The sequence below is a fragment of the Faecalicatena contorta genome (assembly GCF_001404335.1).
Classification (GTDB): domain Bacteria; phylum Bacillota; class Clostridia; order Lachnospirales; family Lachnospiraceae; genus Faecalicatena; species Faecalicatena contortus_B.
On sequence record NZ_CYZU01000004.1, the window covers coordinates 49,057 to 71,625 of the forward strand.

The window sequence follows — 22,569 nt, forward strand, 5'->3', positions numbered from 1 at the left end:
CAGGACGGGGCGCACGTCGTGTGTCATGTCATGCTTCTTTTCTCAGGTTCATCAGTCTGCCGGATAAAACCGGATCCATTCAAGAAGCTCGCTGTCCAGATTCAGAGACGACTCCTTAATCCGCCGGACAGCTTCCCTGAACCCATACTTGTTTTTTATCTTAAAATAGTACTTCAGAACTTCCTTAGCCGCAGCCAGATCCTGTTCCATCATATCCTCTGCACGTTTCACCCATTTTTCAGTGCTGCCCACGTCCTGATACTCGTTCCGGAATTCAATGATATCCCCCAGCATGGCTCCATTCACCTTTGCTTTGTCCTTCTGATAGAGTTCTTCCATGTATCCTTCAAAAAAATTCAGATAAATTTTCTGCTCAGGTTCGCTGAATATTTTTTTGTGAAGCATATTGTCACAGAACTGAAGGTACAGCAGAAGCGTATCAATTTCCTTGCTTTGCTCATAGATCGACCGGAGCCGTTTCTCCGTATCTTTATATTTTGCAATCGTGTCTGTTATGTAGGATGCCGCATAATGCACCACCTCTGAATCCTCCTGCGCCATGGCGCTGCGGATTCCTCCCATATAATCTTCCACATCCGGACGCTTAAGTACCTCCAGGAAAAGCTGCCTTCTGTTCATGGTGTCAGAGATCATCAGCGCTTCCTCGATGGGCACTCTGTCAACCTCCTTCTCAATATCTTCGCCTATGATCATACGGGTTCTTTTTTTGCTGAAACTTAGTTCCTCTTCGTTCAACAGTCCGTCGCGCTTATGAAACAGGATAAAGTTAAACAGCTCACTGCACGATAAGAATATGACTCCAACTGCCGGAACCAGTATCATGAATATGGTCAGAAGAAAGGCCTTTTTATATTCTTTTTTTAGTACGCCTCTGTACAGAAAATAAACCAGCGCCAGACACGTGTTTATGATCAAAATCCACATGAACCATTTGTTTTCCACTCTTTCCAGCTCCTATCATCCAATTCCATTTTCTACCCGTACTCCTGCATTCTGAAAGCGCTGAATTACATAATCGGCTTCCTTTTCGTTCGTGTTCATCAGGAGAATGCATATATCTCCGTCTCTTTCCCCAATGATATCTGTCTGCCTTATTAAGGAAGCAATTTGGGTGTACCCTTCTGCCCCCCTGCTCTGCAGGTACGGTCCGGGTACCCTGAGGGCCGTATATTCCAGCTTATTCTGCTTGGATCCCTCCTGGCAGATTTGATACATTTTATCAAATTCCTCTTCTTTGAGTACATTTGTCCCCTCGATATACTGGTTCGCCAGCCGGTTCCAGTATGTGGCCGCATGGTTCATAGATGCCTCAATCAGACGGCAGATCAGAGCCAGCATATTAGACTCATAGAGGTTAATTTTGGTAAGGTCTTTCGTCCACAGCATGATAATGGCATTCAGATTCTCTCTGTCATATATTCCGCATGCATAGGATGGAAGGGACGACTCAAGATCCCTGTTCCGGTATACCGTTCTTTCAACCAGCTGCCTACCCATGAAGAAATTCTCGTCCGCATGAATGGACTTGCCCATTTGACGCGCCTCTTCGGAGGAAGCAGCCGCAAGGCGCAGATATCCCGTATTGCTGCCTGTTATGTAGATTGCTACGTCATCGATTCCCATCAGCTCCCTCGCTACATCGACCGCCTGGAAAATCACCTTCTGCGGTTCCCAGAAGTCCAGCTGACTGGAGGCTTCATAGACCCTCACCATGCTGTTTTCGTAGTTTACAATCCGTTTTTCATAAATCTCTTTGACGTACCGGTTCCCATCGTAGATTCGGGTCATATCTACAAGCTCGCTCTGGTAATATTTCTTCTCGTCCTCCAGATCGCCGTTTTTTCTTCTGTATTTGTCTCTCATATGCCCCACAACAACGCCGATGACAAGAACCTGCAGGATTCCTGTAAAAGCCGCATAATCAAATGCGCCTCCTGTAATAAGGATCTCCCCAATCTTTGCCAGCAGCGTGAGCAGCGTTGCAAAAAGCGCATGGGCGCACCCGTATACCACGGCAATAATAACTACATAGATCAGATAAAGATCGGCTATGCTCCCGAACCAGGTGTCTTTGAGGAGGTAGGTCAGCAGTGTCATGAGAAGAAACAGCCCTACATTCTCCAACAGAGGAATTAATTTGTCTTTGATAACCGATTTTTTCTTTTCCTCTTTTATCTCCAGATTTTTTTCCTTTTCGTATATCTTAAACAGCTCTCTCAGCCCATCTTCCAGGCTGTATTTTTCGTAAATCCCCAGCCTCTCCAGATGCGGATCCGCTATCCCGGGGAGTGGAATTGTTTTATACACGGCCTCATTGATCCTGGTCTCCCTTCCCGGGATCACGGTCTTAACTGCATCGATGAGCTGCCGTTCCGTATAAACAGTTCCTGGTATCAGGTAATTTTTCTCCCGTTCTTTGCACAGAAATACCCGCATCAGAACATCTACAGCATCATTGACATACAGCACCCGGTGCTGCCTTCCCGCTTCAATCTCCATCTCCGTACTGGTAAAAAAGGTCTCCATAAGCCTTGTACAGATATTGCAATTATGGGTCTTATAATCACCGTATACTTCCGGATAACGGATAACACATATTTCAAACTCCCCCGGGATATTCTGCTCTGCGCACATGTATTCCGTCTGAATTACCGTCTGCATCAGAATAGAATTGGCTTCAAAATCAGTGTCCTTATCAATAACTTCATCCTCACAGCCATCGTAGATCCCCAGGGAGGAGCAGTAGATGACCTGTTTGATTCCCGCTTCCTTTGCGCTCATCAGGATATTAGTGATACTGGTCAGATAGCGCACCGACTCCTGATTTATATCCTGCCAGGTAAATTTGGTGTCGCAGATTCCCATAATCAGCAGCACATCCGCCTGTACATTTTTCATGATCGTACCGATATTTTTACTCCGGTAACTGAAATTGTATTCTTGAAAAACTCCGGATCTTGGTTTCTCCCTCCGGGCTTTCTCCGATCCTGTTATAACAAAAATGTCATGCTTCTCTTTTTTCAGCCTGGAAATTAACTCCTTGCAGTATATGCCATATTCTCCACAAATCAATACTTTCATATATCGGCGCTCTCCCCTTTAGCTTTACTGTTTAACCTGTTTTCCAGTTCAGTGTTCTCGTCCTTTAAAAGTGCTATCTGCATTGCCAGCTCTTTTATCTCTGTCTCCATCGAGGAGATCGTGATCGTATGGCGCAGTATAATCAATATAATAACGATAAGGAAGAAAAAGATCAGGGATGCCGGCGGCCACCAGATTCCCAGAAGCTGTGCCGCCCAAGGCAGTATCTTTGGAAAAACTGATAAAATCAGAAGGCCTGCCACCCCTGCAATCCATAGGATCGCCTGATTTTCTGACAGATGCTTCTTTTTCATCTCCCGGCATAGGCCGTATAACATTAACAGACATACCGCAACAGATAATATTTGTAGAACGATGCTCATATACTGTCCCTCCTCTATACTAGTACTGCCATCCTGACATCATGTCTCCGGCTTCTTCAAAAGCATCCCGCCTTATCTCTTCGATCCACTGCTCATAGCCAAACAGACCCTGCCCTGCATGTGCTGCCATCTCAATAAACAATTCGCCTGCAGTCTTATGTGTCTTATATGTATGCAGCTCATAATCCGCTGCCCGCCCGTATATCATAATAAAGCCATCCATGTCCGGGGTGATTTCTGTAATATCCGGCATGTATATTCCGCCGGAATAATTGTCTTTCACTGCCAGATAAACAATGATGAGCTCTGAATAAGGGATTTCCTTTTTTATGTTTTCTTCATAAAGGAAAAACATGGATTTTTTTTGAAATTCTATGCTCAACGGAGCGGAAATGTGATATCTTTTATCCATAGGGGGCCGTCCTTTTTATCCTGTTCATTGAATTACCACAGAATCAGTATTCTGTGGTGGAGAGGTTCAGATTATGTAAGCCATTTTCTGATTCTTCTTTAGAGATATCTATGTTTTATATGCTCAGATTACATTTTGGGCGTAGTTGGGCAGACCTGTTTTGAAAAATAATTGCGGCAGGTCTTATTTTTATACATATAGATCTTTAAATTATGATAAATTGTGTAGGAATGCTTAAAAACAGTATAAAATTATATTGCTTTTATAAAATGTAATTGAATATCGACGGATTTTAATATATAATAAAAGCATCAAATTTATGTATAACTTATCTCTTTTACCACAGAATACTGATTCTGTGGTTTTTATATTATCAGCTGCATTTTATCCAGTATCCTGTCAAAGTTCCTATAGCTGGATGCAACATAAATCCTCGTTGTTTCAATAGAAGAATGGCCCAGAATATCCGCTAAATGGGATAGATTTTTTTCTACTTCATAAAAGCTTCTCGCAAACAAATGCCTGAGATTATGCGGGTATACTTTTTGCGGTTCTACTCCTGCCGCGTTAGACAACTTCTTCATTTCATGAAAGATGTTGGACCGGTCTACCGGATTCCCGTTTTTTGTTATAAACACACACCCTTCCCTAATATTTTTATGGTTTATATATTCTTTGAGCTTATCCTTTAGCTCGTTGGGAAGAAGGATTACTCTGTGCTTGCCTTTCATATTTATCTCCGCCCGGCCCTGGCTTACTGCATGAACCGTGATATATTTCAGCTCACTGATTCGGATTCCTGTCCCGCATAATGTAAGCAGAATATAATATAGCCGGGTTTTCCCTGTCTTTTTGGCGGAAATCAGCAAAGACTTATATTCCGCGTCTTTTAACTCCTTTTCTTCCTCTACAAACGATTTCTTTTGGACTTTAACAAATTTTATACGGCAGTCCGATAGGCCTGCGAATTCCAGGAACGCATTAACAGCCGACAGCTTTACATTAATCGTCTGTGCCTTGTACTCCTCCTGCAGAGATTCTCTGTATTCTAACAGTCTGCTTTTACTCAATTCCCCGTCACCAAGAAAATCAAATAGATTTTGTATTTCCTTTAAATATTTTTTTATAGTAGCCTGAGATTTTTCATTCAAAACCAGGTTTCTTTCAAATTCTTTCACTTTTTTAATACATAATTTTTCTGTCATATTTTTTTCCTCCGTTTATTTATTAAAATACAATTTTGACAGAAAACTATACATTTTGAAAGTATTTTTTCTTTTTTTATTATTGAAATGAAAGCATTCCCATTACGAAAAAAAGCTTCACGGAACTGCCACCCTCTGGCATCAGTCCTGTGAAGCTCTCTTTTATTGGTTCTCATTCCTCTGCGGCAGCTCTTACGATATCCTGCCGATGTACAACCACACTTTCCCCTTTATCTGTTTACGGATAACAGCACCAAAATCCCTGGAGTCCATAGACTCCTCACGATTATCCCCCATTACAAAAACCTTTCCGTCCTCAACAGTATAAGGGAACTCAACCCCTCCGACCTTCCTCTCGGTCTCCCCATTCACATAGGGCTCATCCATCTCCTCGTCGTTAACATATAACTTTCCTTTCCTGATGTCCACCGTATCACCGCCAACTGCAATGACACGCTTCACGTAATACTCCCCGGAAGGCATTCTCACAGACAGCACATCCCCCCTGTCAAAATGCGGAATAATTCTGGTATAAAAGGCAATCTCATTATTATGAAGCGTTGGATACATGGATTTTCCTTTAACAAACGATACTCCTATAATAAAATTAAATAAAATAAGAACTACAAGAAAAATTATAATGATCTCAATAATATCATGCAGCCACTTCTGCTTATTACCGTCATATTTGCTTAGTATTCTCTTTGACATGGAATTCACTGCTTTCTATATAAATTATATATCCCTATTATACCTCGGATTGGGAATATTGCAAAGGGGTCTGACCCCTTTGCGTACCGTTTTCAGAATATTCTAAAAAAGCCCCCGGAAGGTTACTCCCAGGGGCTTATTGTTTTTAATAATTATGTTTTACTGTCAATCTCTACTGTATCGTTTGTGTAGAGTTCGGACAGCTGATCTTCCAGATCGTTTTCCTCTTTTTTCATGTTGTGGTGTTTTACCGCAAATCCAACGATAACAACAATCAAAACGATTAATGCAGGAAGATCCCACCAGCAAAAACCAAGCACGGTGTGTGAAAAGATATATGACATATTGATTCCTCCTTTTCATTTTGTGCTGTCCGCCGCCGGATGGAACCGGCGGCGCCAGCCTTTGTTGTTATGCCTGCACGGGCTCCTCGCCCGCTGTTCCTTCTTTGATTGCTTTCATTTTTTCTTCCAGCTCATCTTCGAAGTTGCTCTGACGTTTCTTCTGATTATGCTTATGCACTGCGAATACGACTATCATGATGATTCCCACCAGCAGCGCCGGTAAATCCCAGAAGCATAACCCTAAAGTGTTGTGTATGAATTGATATAAATTATACAACATATGGTTCCCTCCTTTTCGGTCTTGCGCTGCTTTGATTATTCAGCGTCATCTTCCTTTTCCTCTTCGCCTAAGCCTCTTCTCGCCATTTCAAGCTCCAGCTCTTCTCTTAGTTCGAAGATTCTTGCCTGCCGTTTCTTCATGCTTCTAGTGTAGAATGCCAGCACAATCAGTGCGAGCAGCATCAGTAAGAAGTGAAGGATGCAGCAAACGTGGTCATCGAGGTTCTGTTTCGCTAATGGTGTTTCCTCGTCCTGGATTGGTGTTAAATCATAGTCGCCTTCATCGTTTTCTGTTAGTTCAGCGTCAATCGGTGCTGCAGGTGTCGGTGTCGGCGGTATAATTGCCGTTGGTGTGGTTGGCGTTACCGCTGCCGGTGTTACTGGCGTTACTGGTGCTGCCGGTGTTGCCGGAGTTGCCGGAGTCGTCGGTGTTACCGGCGGTACGATTGGTACGATGACCGGATTCGCTGTGTAGGTTACTGTTACCTCTACATCCGCTGCCGGCATGCCGTCCGCGCCACTGTTTACGGTTGCGTAATTCGGTGTGTAGCCTGTGACTGCCGGTGACTCGATGGAGAATGCTGCACCCACCTCGTATTCGCCGGTATAATCCGGTGCTACCGCTGTTCCGGCTGCATCTACATAATGAATGGTCAGTCTGTAGATATTTACAACCGGTGTTTCCTCTGTCTCGTCTTCACGTGGAGTCTCACCCGTTTCATCTGTTCTTACACTTGCGATGTTGCTGATGGATGCTCCTGCATCTTCTCTGACGATCAGGTATTCACAGTTCAGTACTATTGTCTCACCGATGCCAATTTCATTAATTATTGCTTTGTTTCCTTCAACGGTGTAGTCTCCTGCATTTGTAAATGTTACGCTGCCGGATGCTCCCTGAAGGTTATCACTTACAACTACGTTGTGCAGTGTCACATTTCCGGTGTTGCTTACCGCGATCTGGTACTGGATTGTATCGCCAACCCTGTATTCATCCTGCGGTTCCACTACGGACTTATTCACTGTATATGCCGCATCTGCCGGCTCTGTCGGAGTTACGACTTCATCGCTTCCCTTAGGCCCTTCCGGATCATCAGTGGATGCTGCTGCCGTATTAACTACCTGGCCGTTTCTGATATCTGCTTCTGTTACGGTATATTCGTATGTGAATTCTCTGCTCTCTCCCGGTGCAAGGCTTGTGATAATATTCTCTGTAATACTTACCAGACTATCCTCAACCCTGATATTTTCAACCGGTATGTTGCCGTCGTTCGTTACGGTGATTCTGTAACTGATCGTCTCACCGAGTGCGTATGCCTCACCGTCAGCCGGTGTGCTTGTAACTTCCTTAACTACTGCTACACTTGGATTCGGATCTACTGTCGGGTCTTCTTTCTCTCCCGGGTCTACTCCTGGGTCTGGTTTATCCGGATCCGGAGTCTCTCCGCCGGCTGTTGCCACGTTGAGAACTGAGCCATTCAGGATATCCGCTGATGTTACTGTGTGCTCTGCGGTAAATGTTTCGCTGCTTGCTCCAGGTGCAAGTGAATCTATGGTCCACTCATCTCCGGTCAGTTCATCTCTTACCACTACATTCGTTAATGTCAGGTTACCGTCATTTGTTGCAACAATACTGTAAGTGATGGTTTCGCCAAGGGCGTAAGTCTCACCGTTGGCCGGTGTACTCGTTGTCTCCTTGGAAATGCTCAGGTGCGGGGTGGAGCTCTCTGTTACAATTGTCTCCGTACCTTCTCCTGTTACTTCGCTTCCGTCAGGAGCCGTACCGCCTGCTGCAGCAACGTTGACTACCTGGCCTGCCAGAATGTCAGCTTCTGTTACAACATAGTCTGTTGTAAACTCCTGCGTACCATTTGGCGCAAGGCTGTCAATTGTCCACTGCCCGCCTGTCAGATCATCATTTACTGTAATGCCGCTGATTGTTACATTACCATTGTTTACAACTTTGATTGTGTAAGGTACTGTATCGCCAAGGCTGAATCCGCCTTCCGGACCTGCAGCTGCTGTCTTTTCTACAAACAGGCTTGGCTGCGGAGTCACTGTAGGATCTTCCTTCTCGCCCGGATCTACTCCCGGATCCGGTTTTTCCGGATCTGGACTGTCTCCCTTAGCGGTTGCTACGTTGAGTACCGTTCCGTTCAGGATATCCTGCTCTGTTACTTTGTATTCTGCGGTAAATACTTCGCTGCTTTCTCCCGGTTTCAGGGAATCAATCGTCCACTCGTCTCCGGTCAGGTCGTCTGTTACCACTACATTTTCCAGTGTCAGGTTTCCGTCATTTGCTGCCACAATCTTGTAAGTGATTGTTTCTCCAAGAGCGTATGCCGCTCCGTTTTCTGGTGTACTTGTTGTTTCTTTAGTTACGGTCAGATGTCCGTTCGGATTGTCGGTCGGATCCTCTGTCTCTCCCGGGTCTACTCCTGGATCCGGTTTATCCGGATCAGGGCTTTCGCCTGCTGCGGTTGCTTCATTTACTACGGAACCTTTCAGAATATCCTTCTGTGTTACCTTGTGGCTCGCGTTAAATGCTTCGCTGCTCTCACCAGGTTTCAGTGAGTCGATGGTCCACTCGTCTCCGGTCAGTTCATCGGTTACTACTACATTTTTCAGCGTCAGATTTCCATCGTTTGTCACGACAACCTTGTAGGAAATCGTCTCACCCAGAACATAAGACTCTCCGTTCGCAGGTGCACTCGTTGTCTCTTTGACAACGGTCAGATGCGGATTAGAAATCTCTGTTTCTACGGTCTCCGTATCTTCCTTGCTTACCTTTTCTCCTTCAGGATCTGTACCCTCTGCAGTTGCCACATTGACTACCTTGCCAGCCATAACATCTGCTTCGGTAACGGTATACTCAGCCTGATACTCCTCGTATGCACCAGGTTCAAGCTGGTCGATGGTCCATTCGTTTCCTGTAAGATCGTCGGTTACTGTAATATCTGTTACGGTCACATTCCCATTGTTAACCACCTTAATCATATAAGGAATGGTATCGCCAAGGCCATACGCACCGCTCTCTTTTACAGCCGCTGTCTTTTCTACAAACAGGCTCGGCTGCTGTGATGCTGTTGGATCTTCTTTTTCGCCTGGGTCTACTCCCGGGTCCGGATTTTCCGGATCAGGACTTTCGCCGGCGGCTGTTGCTACATTAAGTACCCTGCCGTTGAGGATATCCTGCTCTGTTACTTTGTAGCTTGCAGTGAATACTTCGCTGCTCTGTCCCGGTGCAAGTGTTCCAACTGTCCACTCATCTCCGGTCAGTTCGTCTGTTACTACTACATGATTCAGAGTCAGATTTCCGTCATTCGCTGCGATAATCTTGTAAGTAATCGTCTCGCCAAGATCATATGCTGCTCCATTTGCCGGTGTACTTGTCGTTTCTTTTGATACGGTCAGATGGCCTGCCGGATCTACTGTCGGGTCTTCTGTTTCGCCAGGTACGACTCCCGGATCCGGATTCTCCGGATCTGGACTCTCTGCGGACGCTGCGGCTTCATTCAATACAGATCCTTTCAGAATATCCTTCTCTGTTACCTTATGCCTTGCGGTAAATGCTTCACTGCTCTGTCCCGGTACAAGTGTATCAATTGTCCACTCATCTCCGGTCAGTTCATCTGTAATTACAATGTTCTTCAGCGTCAGGTTTCCGTCGTTGACTGCCGTAATCTTATAAGTGATGGTTTCACCAAGAGCATATGCTTCTCCGTTAGCCGGCTTGCTTGTTGTCTCTTTTGAAACGCTCAGATGCGGATTAGAGTTTTCTGTCACCGTTGTCTCCGTATCTTCTTTTCCTACTTTACTTTCGTCAGGAGCTGTTCCTTCGGCTGCCGCTACATTAACAACCTTGCCTGCCATGATGTCTTTTTCTGTTACAACATACTCTGTAGAATATGATTTCTCAGCATTAGGTTCAAGGCTGCCAATTGTCCACTGATTTCCTGTCAGATCATCTGTTACTGTAATATCGCTTATGGTTACATTTCCATTGTTCACAACCTTAATGGTATAAGGAATGGTATCGCCGAGGGCATATCCGCCATTTGGTGCAGGTGCCGCTGTTTTTTCTACAAACAGGCTCGGCTGCTGGGTCTCTGTCGGATCTTCCTTTTCACCAGGATCTACTCCCGGATCCGGTTTATCAGGATCTGGGCTTTCCCCCTTCGCTGTTGCTACATTGAGTACGCTTCCTTTGAGAATATCCTGCTCTGTTACTTTGTATTCTGCGGTAAATGCTTCACTGCTTTCTCCCGGTTTCAGGGACTCAATTGTCCACTTGTCTCCGGTCAGCTCATCCGTTACCACTACATTTTTCAGGGTCAGGTTTCCGTCATTGGTTGCTGTAACCTTGTAAGTGATTGTTTCTCCAAGAGCATATGCTGCTCCGTTTTCTGGTGTACTTGTTGTTTCTTTAGTTACGGTCAGGTGGCCGTTCGGATCTACTGTCGGATCCTCTGTCTCACCAGGTTCTACTCCCGGGTCCGGTTTATCAGGATCCGGGCTCTTGCCCGCTGCTGTCGCTTCGTTTACTACGGAACCGTTCAGAATATCTTTCTGCGTTACTTTGTGGCTCGCTGTAAATGCTTCGCTGCTCTGTCCTGGCGCAAGTGAATCTATGGTCCACTCGTCTCCGGTCAGTTCATCTGTTACAACTACATTCTTCAGCGTCAGGTTGCCGTCATTGGCGGCTGTGATCTTATAGGTGATCGTTTCGCCAAGAGCGTATGCTTCCCCGTTTGCCGGTGTACTTGTTGTTTCTTTTGTTACGGTCAGATGGCCGTTCGGATGATCTGTCGGGTCTTCGGTATTGCCAGGTACGATCTCCGGATTTGGATTCTCAGGATCTGTACTCTTGCCTGCTGCCGCAGCTTCATTAAGCACTGTGCCCTTCAGGATGTCTTCCTCTGTTACGGTGTATTCAGCTTTGAAAGCTTCGCTGCTCTGTCCCGGCTGCAGTGTTCCTACTGTCCATTCATCGCCGGTCAGCTCATCTGTTACTACCACGCTGTTCAGCGTCAGATTTCCGTCGTTGACTGCCACAACCTTGTAAATGATTGTTTCGCCAAGGGCGTATGTTTTGCCGTTTGCGGGCTTGCTTGTTGTTTCCTTTGTTACGGTCAGATGGCCGGCTGGATCTTCAAATTTGTCAACCGTGTCGTCCTTCTCGTAATCTTTGTTTTCGTCTGAAAACTTCGCTGTAACGGTATTTGTAAAGCTTCCGTTCAGGATGTCTTCTTCTGTTACTGTGTAGGTGGCAGTCGTTGTTACTACTTCACCTGGCGCTACATCTTCGAATACGTCATTGCCGGTGATGGTTACGCCATCCTGCTCTATGATGGTAATTGTCTTGGCTTCATCATAGATGTTCTTGACTGAGATATCGAATGTTACGGTATCTCCCAGCTTATAGGTCTTATTATCATCATGTGTCTTGGTGACTACGTCATCAACATCTACTGATTGATCCGTTACAGTCAATTTGCCTTTTGCATAGGAAATGGCGTAGTTCGGTGTTACATCATCTCTGCCCAGAAGCGTAACAATTTCGGCATCCTTAACGATATTGTCACTTGTGCCTACGTATGTCTGACTGCCTTCCACATTTGCCGTGTAAGTATGCAGTGGTAATAACTGTCCAAGTCCGGCTGTACTGACTGCCTTAACCAGTGCTGTTCCGTCATAGGTCTTATCAGCGCTTGCCGCCGTAATCAGAATCGGACGTTTTTGAACATCCAATACTCCAATTTGGGACTCTGCTGCGTTAACAATATAGTTGCTCTGTTTTGCGGTTCCGTCCCAAACGATCTCATAGGTATTATCGCTTGTTCCGGCATTTGTCTGGCTTCCGGTTAATTTTAATGTTGCTGTTTCTTCATTTATCAGGCCGTTGATTGTACCGCCGGCTGTCAAAGGCTTCGCATCATATACCTTTTCTGCGCCGTCTGTAACAACTATCAGTTCCGCCGGAGCCACTGCGATTGTGTCTGTAACGATTATAATGTTCAGCTTATCCGTTACATCCTCACCCTGTGCGTTTCTGATTACCAGTGTATCGCAAGTTGCTGTTACTGTTCCGTCCTCTACGTCAGTTACTGCTGCGCTGGATTCGGCTGTCTCTAATGTATAGCCGTCCGGCAGGTCAGATACGGATACAGTTGCTTTGTGAGGCGAGCCTGTATAGGTGAAGGTGCCGCCTGTCACTGTTACTACGATTTGTTCTGCGTTTTCTTTTACAATCAGTTTTTCTACAGTTTCATTGATTTTGTAATTCTTTTCTTTGGCCGTGCCATTCCAGTTGATCACGTAGGTGTTATCGCTTACTCCGACCTCTGTCTGGCTTCCGGTTACCTGGAAGTCTGCGGTTTCGTTGTTTACAAATCCTTCAATTGTTCCTCCGGCTGTAAGCGGCTCTCCGTTGTATACTCTCTCCGCGCGTTCTGTCTTAACGGTCAGCACTGCCGGTTCTACGATGATCTCACCATCCACATAGCTGATATTCAGTCTCGAAGTTACATCGACTCCCTGCTTATTTCTAATGATGAGAGTATCGCATGTTGCTGAAACCGGGCTATCCGTTACATCTGTAACGCTTGCACTGGATTCGGCCTTTTCTAATTCGTATCCGTCAGGAAGATCGGATACGGTTACATCTGCCGTGTGTTCGGTTCCTGTATAGGTGAAGGTTCCGCCTTGGGTGGTTACTACGATCTCTGCTTTATTTTCTGTTACAGTCAGTTCTCCAACGGATTCGTCGATCTCATAGTTTTTGGCCTTTGCGGTTTTATCCCACTCAATATGATAGGTATTCGGACTATAACCAACTTCTGTCTGGCTTCCGGTTACGGTAAAGGTTGCGGTCTCGCCCTCAACAAATCCGTCAATACTTCCGCCTGCTGTCAACGGTGTTCCGTTATATACCTTATTTGCAGTCTGCGTAACCACCGTCAATTTTGCCGGGGTTACTGTAATAGAGCCATTTTCATAGCGTATTTTCAGACGTTCTGTTACATCTTCACCCTGCGCATTTCTGATAATCAGCGTGTCGCAAGACGCGGTTACTGCTTCTGACGTTACATCTGTTGCGCTTGCACTGGACTCTGCCTTTTCAAGCTCATAGCCATCCGGCAAGTCGGATACGGAAACTGTTGCTCCGTGGGCTTTACCGGTATAAGGGAAGCTTCCGCCTGTTGTTGTGACTACGATCTCTTCTTTGTATTCACTTACTGTCAGTAATCCGATATCTTCTTTGATCTCGTAGTTGTCTTTTTTGGCAGTATCGTTCCAATTAATTTCATAAGTATTCAGGCTATGTCCGACTTTCGTCTGACTTCCGGTTACCTGGAAGTCTGCGGTTTCATCATTTACAAATCCTTCAATACTTCCCTCTGCCGTCAGCGGCTGGCCGTTATAAACGCCATTGGCTGATTCTGTCTTCACTGTCAGTTTGGCCGGAGTAACCTTGATATCATCATTGACATACTGAATCTTCAGCTGTTTGGTTACATCCTCTCCCTGCTTATTTCTGATGACCAGCTTATCACAGGTGGCTGTTACTGTACCGTCCGCAACATCTGTTACGCTTGCGCTGGATTCGGCTGTTTCTAATGTATAGCCTTGCGGCAGATCAGATACTGTGACAGTTGCTTTGTGAGGCTTACCTGTATAAGTAAAGCTGCCTCCCGTAGTTGTGACTACGATGCTGTCTTCATACTCTTTTACTAACAGTGTTCCCAGTTCTTTCTCGATGGTATAGTTGCTTTCTTTTGCCGTTTTATTCCAGATGATCTCAAAGCTGTTCAGACTGTCTCCGACTGCCGTCTGGCTTCCTGTCACGCGGAACTCTGCGGTCTCATTATTTACAAATCCATCAATCTTCCCCGGCGCTGTCAGCGGCTCACCATCGTAAACCTTCTCCTTACCCTCAGTTACTACTGTCAGTGTTGCCGGCACGACTGTAATCTCACCGTCAATATATGTGATATTCAGATTCTTTGTAACATCATCCCCGCTTGCATTTCTGATGACTAATTTGTCACAGCCTGCCTTTACAGGTTCTTCGGTAACATCTGTTACTGCTGCATCAGATACGGCTGATTCTAATTCATAGCCGGTCGGAAGTTCTGATACTTCTACGGTTGCTCCATGTGGTGTTCCGGTGTAGGTATAGATATCACCTTTTGTCGTTACTACGATCTCGGCAGTATTTTCGTATACCTCCAGCAATCCCAGGAACTCCTCAATCTTGTAGTTATTCTTATCTGCAGTTCCGTCCCATATGATCTCGTAAGTATTATCGCTGTATCCTACTTTCGTCTGTGATCCGGTTGTTTTTAATGTTGCTGTTTCACCTTCGACAAAGCCTGTAATCATTCCTTCTGCTGTCAGCGGCGTGCCGTCATAAGGCTTATCAGCATTGTTTGTAACCACTTTCAGCGTTGCAGGTTCTACATTGATCTCACCGTCTACAAGTTTAATGTTCAGTTTATCGGTGACATCCTCTCCCTCTGCATTATAGATAACCAGTTTATCACAAGTTGCTGTTACAGCTTCTTTTGTTACATTCGTTGCACTTGCACTGGATTCGGCTGTTACTACTCTATACCCCTTTGGCAGATTGGAAACAGTAACTTCTGCACCATGCGGTTCACCTGTATAAGTGAAATCGCCGCCGGCTGTAGTTACTAAAATCTCTGCTGTCGACTCTTCAACAATCAATTTCCCGATCGTGTCCTGAATCTCGTAGTTGCTCTCTTTAGCCGTTCCGTTCCATTCAATCTTATAGGTGTTATCGCTCTTGCCCACCTTCGTTTGACTTCCGGTTACACTCAACTTAGCTGTCTCATTGTTTACCAGACCGGTCATCTCTCCATCTGCTGTCAGTGGTGTTCCGTCATACTCTTTGGATGCACCTTGTGTCACAACCCTCAAAACTGCAGGTTTTACGGTTATCTTGTCATTGATATACTTGATATTCAGCTTTTCTGTTACATCTTTGCCTTCTGCATTATGAATAACTAGAGTATCACAGTTCGCCTCTACTGCCTCTGTTGTAACATCTTTGGCACTATCATTGGATTCCGCGGTTATCAGTTTGTAACCCTCGGGAAGTGTCGATACTGATACCATTGCTTTATGAGGAGTTCCTGTATAAGTGAAGTCTCCTCCTGTGGTTGTTACCACGATCTCAGCAGTGCTCTCTTCAATGGTCAGTTCCCCAATAGTGTCTTTGATTACATAGTTGCTTTCTTTAGCGGAACCATTCCATACCAGCTCATAGGTGTTCTTGCTTGTTCCTACTTCAGTACGGCTTCCAATTACGGTAAAGGTTGCGTCCTCATCGTGAACAAAACCAGTAATACTTCCGTTTGCCGTCAGTGGTTTGCCATTATACTCCCTTTTTGCAGATTCCGTTACAATTGTCAGAGTTGCCGGTTCTACTGTAATTTGTCCGTCCACATATTTAATATTCAGACTGGATGTTACATCTTCTCCCTCTGCATTTCTGATAACCAAATTGTTACAGGTTGCCGTAACCGGTTCTGCAGTTACATCTGTAACTGCTGCATTGGATTCTGCGGTCTCCAGAGTATAACCCTCCGGCAGATCAGATACGATTACCTCTGCACCATGTGGTTCCCCTGAATATGTGTAGGTTCCACCTGTTGTTGTTACTACAATTTCTTCTTTGGATTCGGATACTGTCAGCTGGCCGATGCTCTCATGGATTGCATAATCTGTTTCGACTGCTGTCCCGCTCCATTCTAGTTCGTACTCGTTATCACTGGTACCTACTTTTGTCTGGCTTCCGGTTACTTTAAATCCGACTGTTTCATCGTTTACAAGACCTTTGATTTCACCGTCTCCTATAAGAGCTGTTCCGTCGTATACCTTCTGATCAGTAAAGGTTACTATATCCAATGTTGCAGGGGTAATGACAATCGTGTCGTTTACATATTTAATTACCAAATTGCCCGTTACATCTTCTCCGTCATCGTTCTTAATAACCAGTTTGTCACAGCCTGCCTCTACGGCTCCGTCTGCGACATGGGTTGCTGTCGCATAGGATACTGCTTCCTCTAAATGATATCCCTTCGGCAGATCGGATACGGTTACCTCGGCCCCAAATGGTTTGCCTGTATATTCGTGGGTACCACCCTTTGTAGTTACAACGATTTCCTCGGCATACTCTTTCACATACAGGAATTTAAGTGTTTCTACAACTACATAGTTACTCTCTTTCGCATTACCGTTCCACTCAATCTTATATGTGTTTTTACTGTGCCCTACCTTTGTCTGTGATCCGGTTACTTTGAAGTCCGCTGTCTCTCCTTTGACAAAGCCTTCAATCTTCCCGTCTCCCAATAGGGCTGTACCGTCGTATACTTTCTCCGCCTCATAGGTGTGTACATACAGTGTTGCAGGATTTACGGTAATCGTGCCGTCCACGTATTCGATGTTAAGATCCTTCGTTACATCTTCTCCTGCGGCATTTACGATAATCAGTTCATCGCATGTAACCTCAACCGGATCCGTTGTGACGTCTTTTACGCTTGTGTTGGATACTGCTTTCTTCACTTCGTAACCTTTTGGCAGTGGTGTAGATACCGTGACCTCCGCACCATGTTTGGTTCCATCGTAAGTGTATGTGTCTCCCTTTGTTGTGACTGTGATCTTCTGTGTATTATGAACAACTTCCAATTTACCAAGCGTCTCAGAGATTACATAGTTATCAATCAGCGCTGTCGCTCCCTCCCACTTAATCTCATAGGTGTTCGGAATTATGTCTACATCTGTCAACTGACCGGTTACTATAAATTCTGCTTTCTCACCATTTACAAAACCGGATATACTACCGGTTCCAACTAAAGGTTCACCGTCATAAACCTTCCAGCCGTTATTGGTCTGTACTGTCAGCGTTGCCGGGGTGATCTTAACATAGGATTCCATGATGGAAGAATATTCATCCCCATTTTTCACCCTTACGTATACCGGATAGCTTGTAACCTCTCCCTTGTCATCTTTTACAACATCTTTATAGAGAAGTTCTTCAGAATCGAAGTTTTCTCCGTCTGTGGAATATTCAATCATATCTCCCTCAACGGTTCCGGTTACTGTAACTCCGTGGCTTTCACCATCGTATATCTCATGATATGGCGCAACGGAAATCGTTCTGAAGTCTCTGCTCCAGCTTCCGGTGATTTCCACATCCTCGTCCGGCATTGCAAAATCGCTCTTATTCCATCCGCTGAATATATAATCCGGCGCTGTTGCCGCGTCCGCCACTTTCACTTGTTCGCCATATTTGTATGTTTCTGCTGAAGGCAGCGCCGTTGCTCCTGTAGGAACCTTGCCTTCATAATTATAGGTTACCGTATGGCTGTTGCGGGTATAGAACAATTTCAATACAAGCTTGCCGTCTCCGGTGATCGTTCCTGTCTGAACTGTGCCTTCCACGCTGCCGTCAAAAGTAAAGCCCTTATAGGTATTCGGCTTTGCGGTAGCAGTAGCCCCTGTAATTCCGGTCCATTCTTTTGCTTCTTCCCGGGTATAGCTGTTGCCGTCCAGATCCTGCAGATAATGCTCTACCGTATAAATTGTATCGTTTCTTGCAGTAAAATGTCCCTTGATCTCTACGTTCTTATCCGGCATAGTGAAGCCTTCTGTCAGGCTCCATCCGCTGAAATCATATCCTGGCGCTGAGGCCGGTCCTGCAATATTGACAACTTCGCCAAACTTATAGTCTCTTGAAGCAGGAAGGTCACTTGCGCCATCCGGAACTACCCCCTCATAGCCGTATGTTACAGCATGTATATTACGGTTATAGTAAAGTCTTAACTCAAGCGTTCCATCTGCTTCGATTATACCAGTCACTTTGGTTCCTGCTACTTCCGGATCCCACGTAAAGCCCGGATAGCTTTTTGCAATTGCTAGTGCTTCTTCGTCTGTAACTCCGGTCAAATTCTCTGTATCAGCTACTTCATATTTGCCTTCAAGTTTTTCTTTATAATGAATCACAGTGTATTTCGTATCGGTGTCAGCAGTAAAGTAGCCATGAATATAAACCGGTCCAGCCGGCATTATGAACTCAGCCTCTTTATCCCAGCCACGGAAAGTATACCCAGGCGCTGTTGCCGCCTCTGCGGTCTTAACGGTAGCTCCGTATTTGTAAGATGCCTTTGCCGGCAGTTCGCTTGCGCCGTCCGGGACTTTATATACATAGGAATATTCTACAGGGTAGCTGTTCCTTGTATAGTATAATCTCAACTCAAGCTTGCCGTCGCCTCTTACTGTGCCTTTTTCAACTGTGCCATCTACGGTGTTGTCAAATGTAAAGCCGGTATAGCTCTTAGGCTCTGCAGTTACTTCGACGCCTGTTGTTCCTGTCAGGTTCTCTGTCTCATGCAAAGTATATTCATCATTGTCAATGTTCTGCCAATAGTGCTGTACGATATATTCTGTATTTGTATTTGCAGTGAACGAACCCTGGATTAAAACATCCTCTGCCGGCATTGTAAATGTGCCGTTTTTGTTCCATCCGCTGAATGTGTAGCCCGGTGCTGAAGCAGCCTCTGCTACGGTTACCTGAGCGCCGAATTTATAAGTCGCTTCTTCCGGAAGTGCTGTTGCTCCCTCAGGAACAGTACCGGTATATTCGTAAGTTACCTTATACTGGTTCCTGTCATAGAAGAGCTTCAATATAAGACTGCCGTCTGCAGCAATTGTTCCCTCTGCTACTGTATCCGCTGCATCTTTATTCAGTTTAAACCCGGTGTAGGACTTCTCTTCCGCTGCTGCTATTGTTCCCGTGGTTCCGGTTTTTCTTACCGTCTCTACCCTCGTATAGTCATCGTTGTTCACATTCTGCTGATAGTACTCTATCTGATATGGCGTCTCTGTTCCGGCAGTATAATAGAACACGATTTCTTTATTATACTCATCTAATCTGAATGTTTGTGTCTTATCGCCAACGAGGTCATAACCCTGAATCGTTTTTGCTGTCTCTGTTATTACCTTATTAAATTCCTGGTTATCGACCGTCTTATCAGGTGCAAGGCTGTTTTCTGTGTCCTGCAGATAATAGTGCACTGTATAACTTACATCTTTGTTTGCAGTATAATAGAACGCAATTTCCTTATCATATGCATCTAACTTAATTGTCTTTTCTGTAGGAGCCACTGCGGTATAACCAGTAATGTTTACCGCATTCTCCGTTACTTCTGAATCAAAGGTCTGCCCGTCAACTACTTTGTCATCTCTCACCTTAACCGCAGACCCTTGCAGATAGTAATGTACGGTATAACCCACATCGGATTTTGGCGCCCATTTTGCTTTGAGAATTACACTGGATGCCGGCATCGTAAATGTCTGCCCCTGTGTATATACGTCCCCGTCATATTCCCAGCCTTCAAATGTATAACCGTTCTTTTCCGGTGTTCCGCGCTTAATAGTAACTTGATTCCCGCTCAAATAGGATGCCGCATCTGTAGGAACCGTCCCTCCCGTATTGCCGTTACCGTCATAAGTAACTTTGAACGTATTCTTTGGCACATATTTCGCGTAGAAATTCACAGCGGAATTAACAGTGTATGGAAAAACTACCTTCTCGCCTGTTAAACCTGCATTTGTATACCAGCCGTCAAACGTATATACATTCCCGTAAGCGTCCTTCTTGGTAGCAGGATAATTACCTGACTTTGGACTTGTCGTTTCTCCAATATATACCATGGAACTTTCAACAGGTGTGAATCCGGTTGAATTATAATCCCAAAGGTGATAGGTTGCACTTGCCTTTTCTTTTGTAGTAATAGAAACTGTCATGTCTACATGATAACAAGCTCTTCCCCCATCATGGCCTGTGCCATTCTCATCCACCCACCCCATCGGGTAGGTGATTTTATAAGGGCTATATTCAATGGCAACTGCACTTACATCTACACCATAAAGAGCTGCAATCCTGGATTTGATCGTTGCTTCATTCGGATAAGAAAGTATACGGTCCGCAATATTTAAAGCAAACTGACCTTTTCCCGCCTGAAGGTTTAGTCCTGCAGTATCAATTGAACCTGTTCCAACATAAAGCCATGCATCATCCGTTAGATTTCCCGGATCCTGTTCCGGCCGCTGAATATAAAAATATGCGGTCTGAGAGCTTACTGCCCGGCCAACTTGTATGGTAAACTCATCTTTCACTCCACTACCATCGGCTGCAGTAGCGGTGATCTTAGCCGTACCAACATTGACCCCCGTCACCCTGCCTGAACTATTAACAGTGGCAACACCCGTATTCGAAGACTTCCATGTCACGTTTTTATTTGCTGCATCATTGGGACGTACCGTTGCAGTTAAGGTGGTGCTCTCGCCAACGTTAACAGTATTGTTGCCGCTTATTGTAATAGATGTAACCTTCACATTATTCTGCGTTACCTCTACATAAAACTTCTCGTAGCTGCTATTGTTATAGGTGATGGTTGCCTTTCCTACACCTTTTGCCGTTATTTGGGCATACCGTCCATTATTGCCGGATAACTTTGTTACAGCTGCTACTGCTGTATTGCTGCTATTCCAGCTTTTGTTTTTTGAACTAGAACTTGTATATACCTCGACAGACTCTCCTACTTTCAGCTCATACCGATAATATTCGTACCGACCTGCGTCTGTGTATCCGCCGACAACATAGATTGAAAATGCTTCTGCAGCAAATTCAGCCCCTGTAGAAACGGCCTCTGCAACCTTCTCCACATTCTCTGCCTCATCCACATGGTAAACAGCAATCTCGTCACCCGCAACGCTTGCTCCCGTGATTGAAACATTTACAATGCCGCCGTCCGCCGGCTGTATCTCGTTGCCGTCTGCATCCTGGAATATAATATCGACCGCCTGCGCAGATACTACTTTCTGGTTATCATCCAATGCTTCCTCCAGCAGGCTCTCTGCTTTGCTGTCCGAAACACTCGTGACCTTCATGGTGGTTCCCGCCGGGAATACCCCCTCGTCTACCGTTGCCGTAACGTTCAGTCCGTTAGATGCACTGCCTTCGAAGTTTGCTGCCGGCATCTCTGTATGCTCAGCATCTTCATTATTAGCTTCACCAACCGTATTTTCCGTTTCCTCTTTCTTATCTTCCGAAGGAGTTGGCTCTTCTTTATTCTGAGAAACTTCCTTATATAATATATTTATTTCCTTGTTCTCAGAAACGGACATCTGATAAGTAAAGATATTTCCTTCTGCAGATACAGGAGCGATCTCTGCCCCGTTCTGATCCGTAACTTTCTCAATAGAATACTTTTCATCTACCGTGATCTCGAAATTTAACAGAGCGCCCTCTGTTATTTCCTCTGTATATTTCTCTTCTCCATCATATGTAGCGTCTTTCTTATCGCTTCCATCTTCCCAAACTTTTAGGGAACCGCCCTCAACCGCAGGCTTATGAAACACAACACTAAACTTCTGTGGCGTTGGTTCTTCCTGCATATCTCCGGTCTGTTCCTGTTCGCCGCCTTGTTCTGGGGTGACTTCTTCCTTCTCTTTCTGCTCCGGATTCTGCGCTTCCTGATCCGAAGTTCCCTGATCTCCCTGTGGTTTTTCCAGTTCGATCACTTGCTTCGACTCGGTCTCACCAGTTTCCTGGGTCCCTGCATCCGAGTCAGGCGCCGCCGCATCCGCGCTGCCCGTTCCCTCATCCCCGGTCTGAGGTTCGCTCTGCTGGTCACTCTGCTCCACATTCTCCGGATCACCGGTGGCTTTGAGAGACGTCCCGGATGAATACACGGCACTTGTCGCTACCATCGCAACCGCTAAGAGAAGAGCAAGCCAGCGTTTAAAATTCTTCTTCATAATCTTTCTCCTTCCTCTTTAAATCTCCAATCATCTATATGCCAAAATCCAATCCCTTGAATTGTCCTAGAACCATTCAACATTAAGGACTTGCAGATTTAGACGTTACATATATAAAGAGGGCCTGATAAGGGGAAAAGGGTCATTTTTATTAGTCTTTTTTTATTTTTTTCTTAACTTCATATTATCTGCATTAACTTCATATTAAATACTTGTGCAATTTTATAGCATAACTATGATGTACACAAATTATAACTTGAAAAAATATAGGTATATTTCTTATAATA

At 45.1% G+C, this 22,569-nt stretch carries 9 protein-coding genes; all 9 read right to left on the reverse strand.

Annotation, left to right across the window (positions count from 1 at the left end; all coding sequences use genetic code 11):
• Positions 1–51 precede the first annotated feature (51 nt).
• Positions 52–963 (reverse strand): hypothetical protein, encoded by a 912-nt coding sequence (locus ARB69_RS03140; RefSeq protein ID WP_242843797.1) that lies wholly within the window; start codon positions 961–963, stop codon positions 52–54.
• A 15-nt stretch (positions 964–978) separates the two neighbouring features.
• Positions 979–3,102 (reverse strand): NAD-dependent epimerase/dehydratase family protein, encoded by a 2,124-nt coding sequence (locus ARB69_RS03145; protein WP_055150987.1) that lies wholly within the window; start codon positions 3,100–3,102, stop codon positions 979–981.
• Positions 3,099–3,485 (reverse strand): DUF2304 domain-containing protein, encoded by a 387-nt coding sequence (locus ARB69_RS03150; RefSeq protein WP_083487005.1) that lies wholly within the window; start codon positions 3,483–3,485, stop codon positions 3,099–3,101. The genes ARB69_RS03145 and ARB69_RS03150 overlap by 4 nt, the downstream gene beginning before the upstream one ends.
• Positions 3,486–3,504: 19 nt before the next feature.
• Positions 3,505–3,897, reverse strand: coding sequence for a hypothetical protein (locus ARB69_RS03155; protein ID WP_055150990.1), 393 nt, complete (start codon positions 3,895–3,897; stop codon positions 3,505–3,507).
• Positions 3,898–4,262: 365 nt separating this feature from the next.
• Complete coding sequence (locus ARB69_RS03160; protein WP_055150993.1) at positions 4,263–5,102, reverse strand: tyrosine-type recombinase/integrase; 840 nt, start codon at positions 5,100–5,102, stop codon at positions 4,263–4,265.
• A 192-nt stretch (positions 5,103–5,294) separates the two neighbouring features.
• Entirely contained in the window at positions 5,295–5,813 is a 519-nt protein-coding gene (lepB, locus tag ARB69_RS03165) for a signal peptidase I (RefSeq protein ID WP_055150996.1), read from the reverse strand.
• Positions 5,814–5,965: 152 nt separating this feature from the next.
• Complete coding sequence (locus ARB69_RS03170; RefSeq protein WP_050639314.1) at positions 5,966–6,157, reverse strand: hypothetical protein; 192 nt, start codon at positions 6,155–6,157, stop codon at positions 5,966–5,968.
• Between the two features lie 67 nt (positions 6,158–6,224).
• Positions 6,225–6,437, reverse strand: coding sequence for a hypothetical protein (locus tag ARB69_RS03175; RefSeq protein ID WP_050639313.1), 213 nt, complete (start codon positions 6,435–6,437; stop codon positions 6,225–6,227).
• Positions 6,438–6,472: 35 nt separating this feature from the next.
• Positions 6,473–22,282, reverse strand: coding sequence for a DUF7507 domain-containing protein (locus ARB69_RS03180; RefSeq protein WP_055150999.1), 15,810 nt, complete (start codon positions 22,280–22,282; stop codon positions 6,473–6,475).
• Positions 22,283–22,569 lie beyond the last annotated feature (287 nt).

Bases quoted from the DNA above. Each gene is read 5' to 3' on its own strand.
- ARB69_RS03170 (WP_050639314.1), bottom strand. From the start codon at position 6,157: ATGTCATATATCTTTTCACACACCGTGCTTGGTTTTTGCTGGTGGGAT.
- ARB69_RS03145 (WP_055150987.1), bottom strand. From the start codon at position 3,102: ATGAAAGTATTGATTTGTGGAGAATATGGCATATACTGCAAGGAGTTA.
- ARB69_RS03150 (WP_083487005.1), bottom strand. From the start codon at position 3,485: ATGAGCATCGTTCTACAAATATTATCTGTTGCGGTATGTCTGTTAATG.
- ARB69_RS03175 (WP_050639313.1), bottom strand. From the start codon at position 6,437: ATGTTGTATAATTTATATCAATTCATACACAACACTTTAGGGTTATGC.
- lepB (WP_055150996.1), bottom strand. From the start codon at position 5,813: ATGTCAAAGAGAATACTAAGCAAATATGACGGTAATAAGCAGAAGTGG.
- ARB69_RS03180 (WP_055150999.1), bottom strand. From the start codon at position 22,282: ATGAAGAAGAATTTTAAACGCTGGCTTGCTCTTCTCTTAGCGGTTGCG.
- ARB69_RS03155 (WP_055150990.1), bottom strand. From the start codon at position 3,897: ATGGATAAAAGATATCACATTTCCGCTCCGTTGAGCATAGAATTTCAA.
- ARB69_RS03160 (WP_055150993.1), bottom strand. From the start codon at position 5,102: ATGACAGAAAAATTATGTATTAAAAAAGTGAAAGAATTTGAAAGAAAC.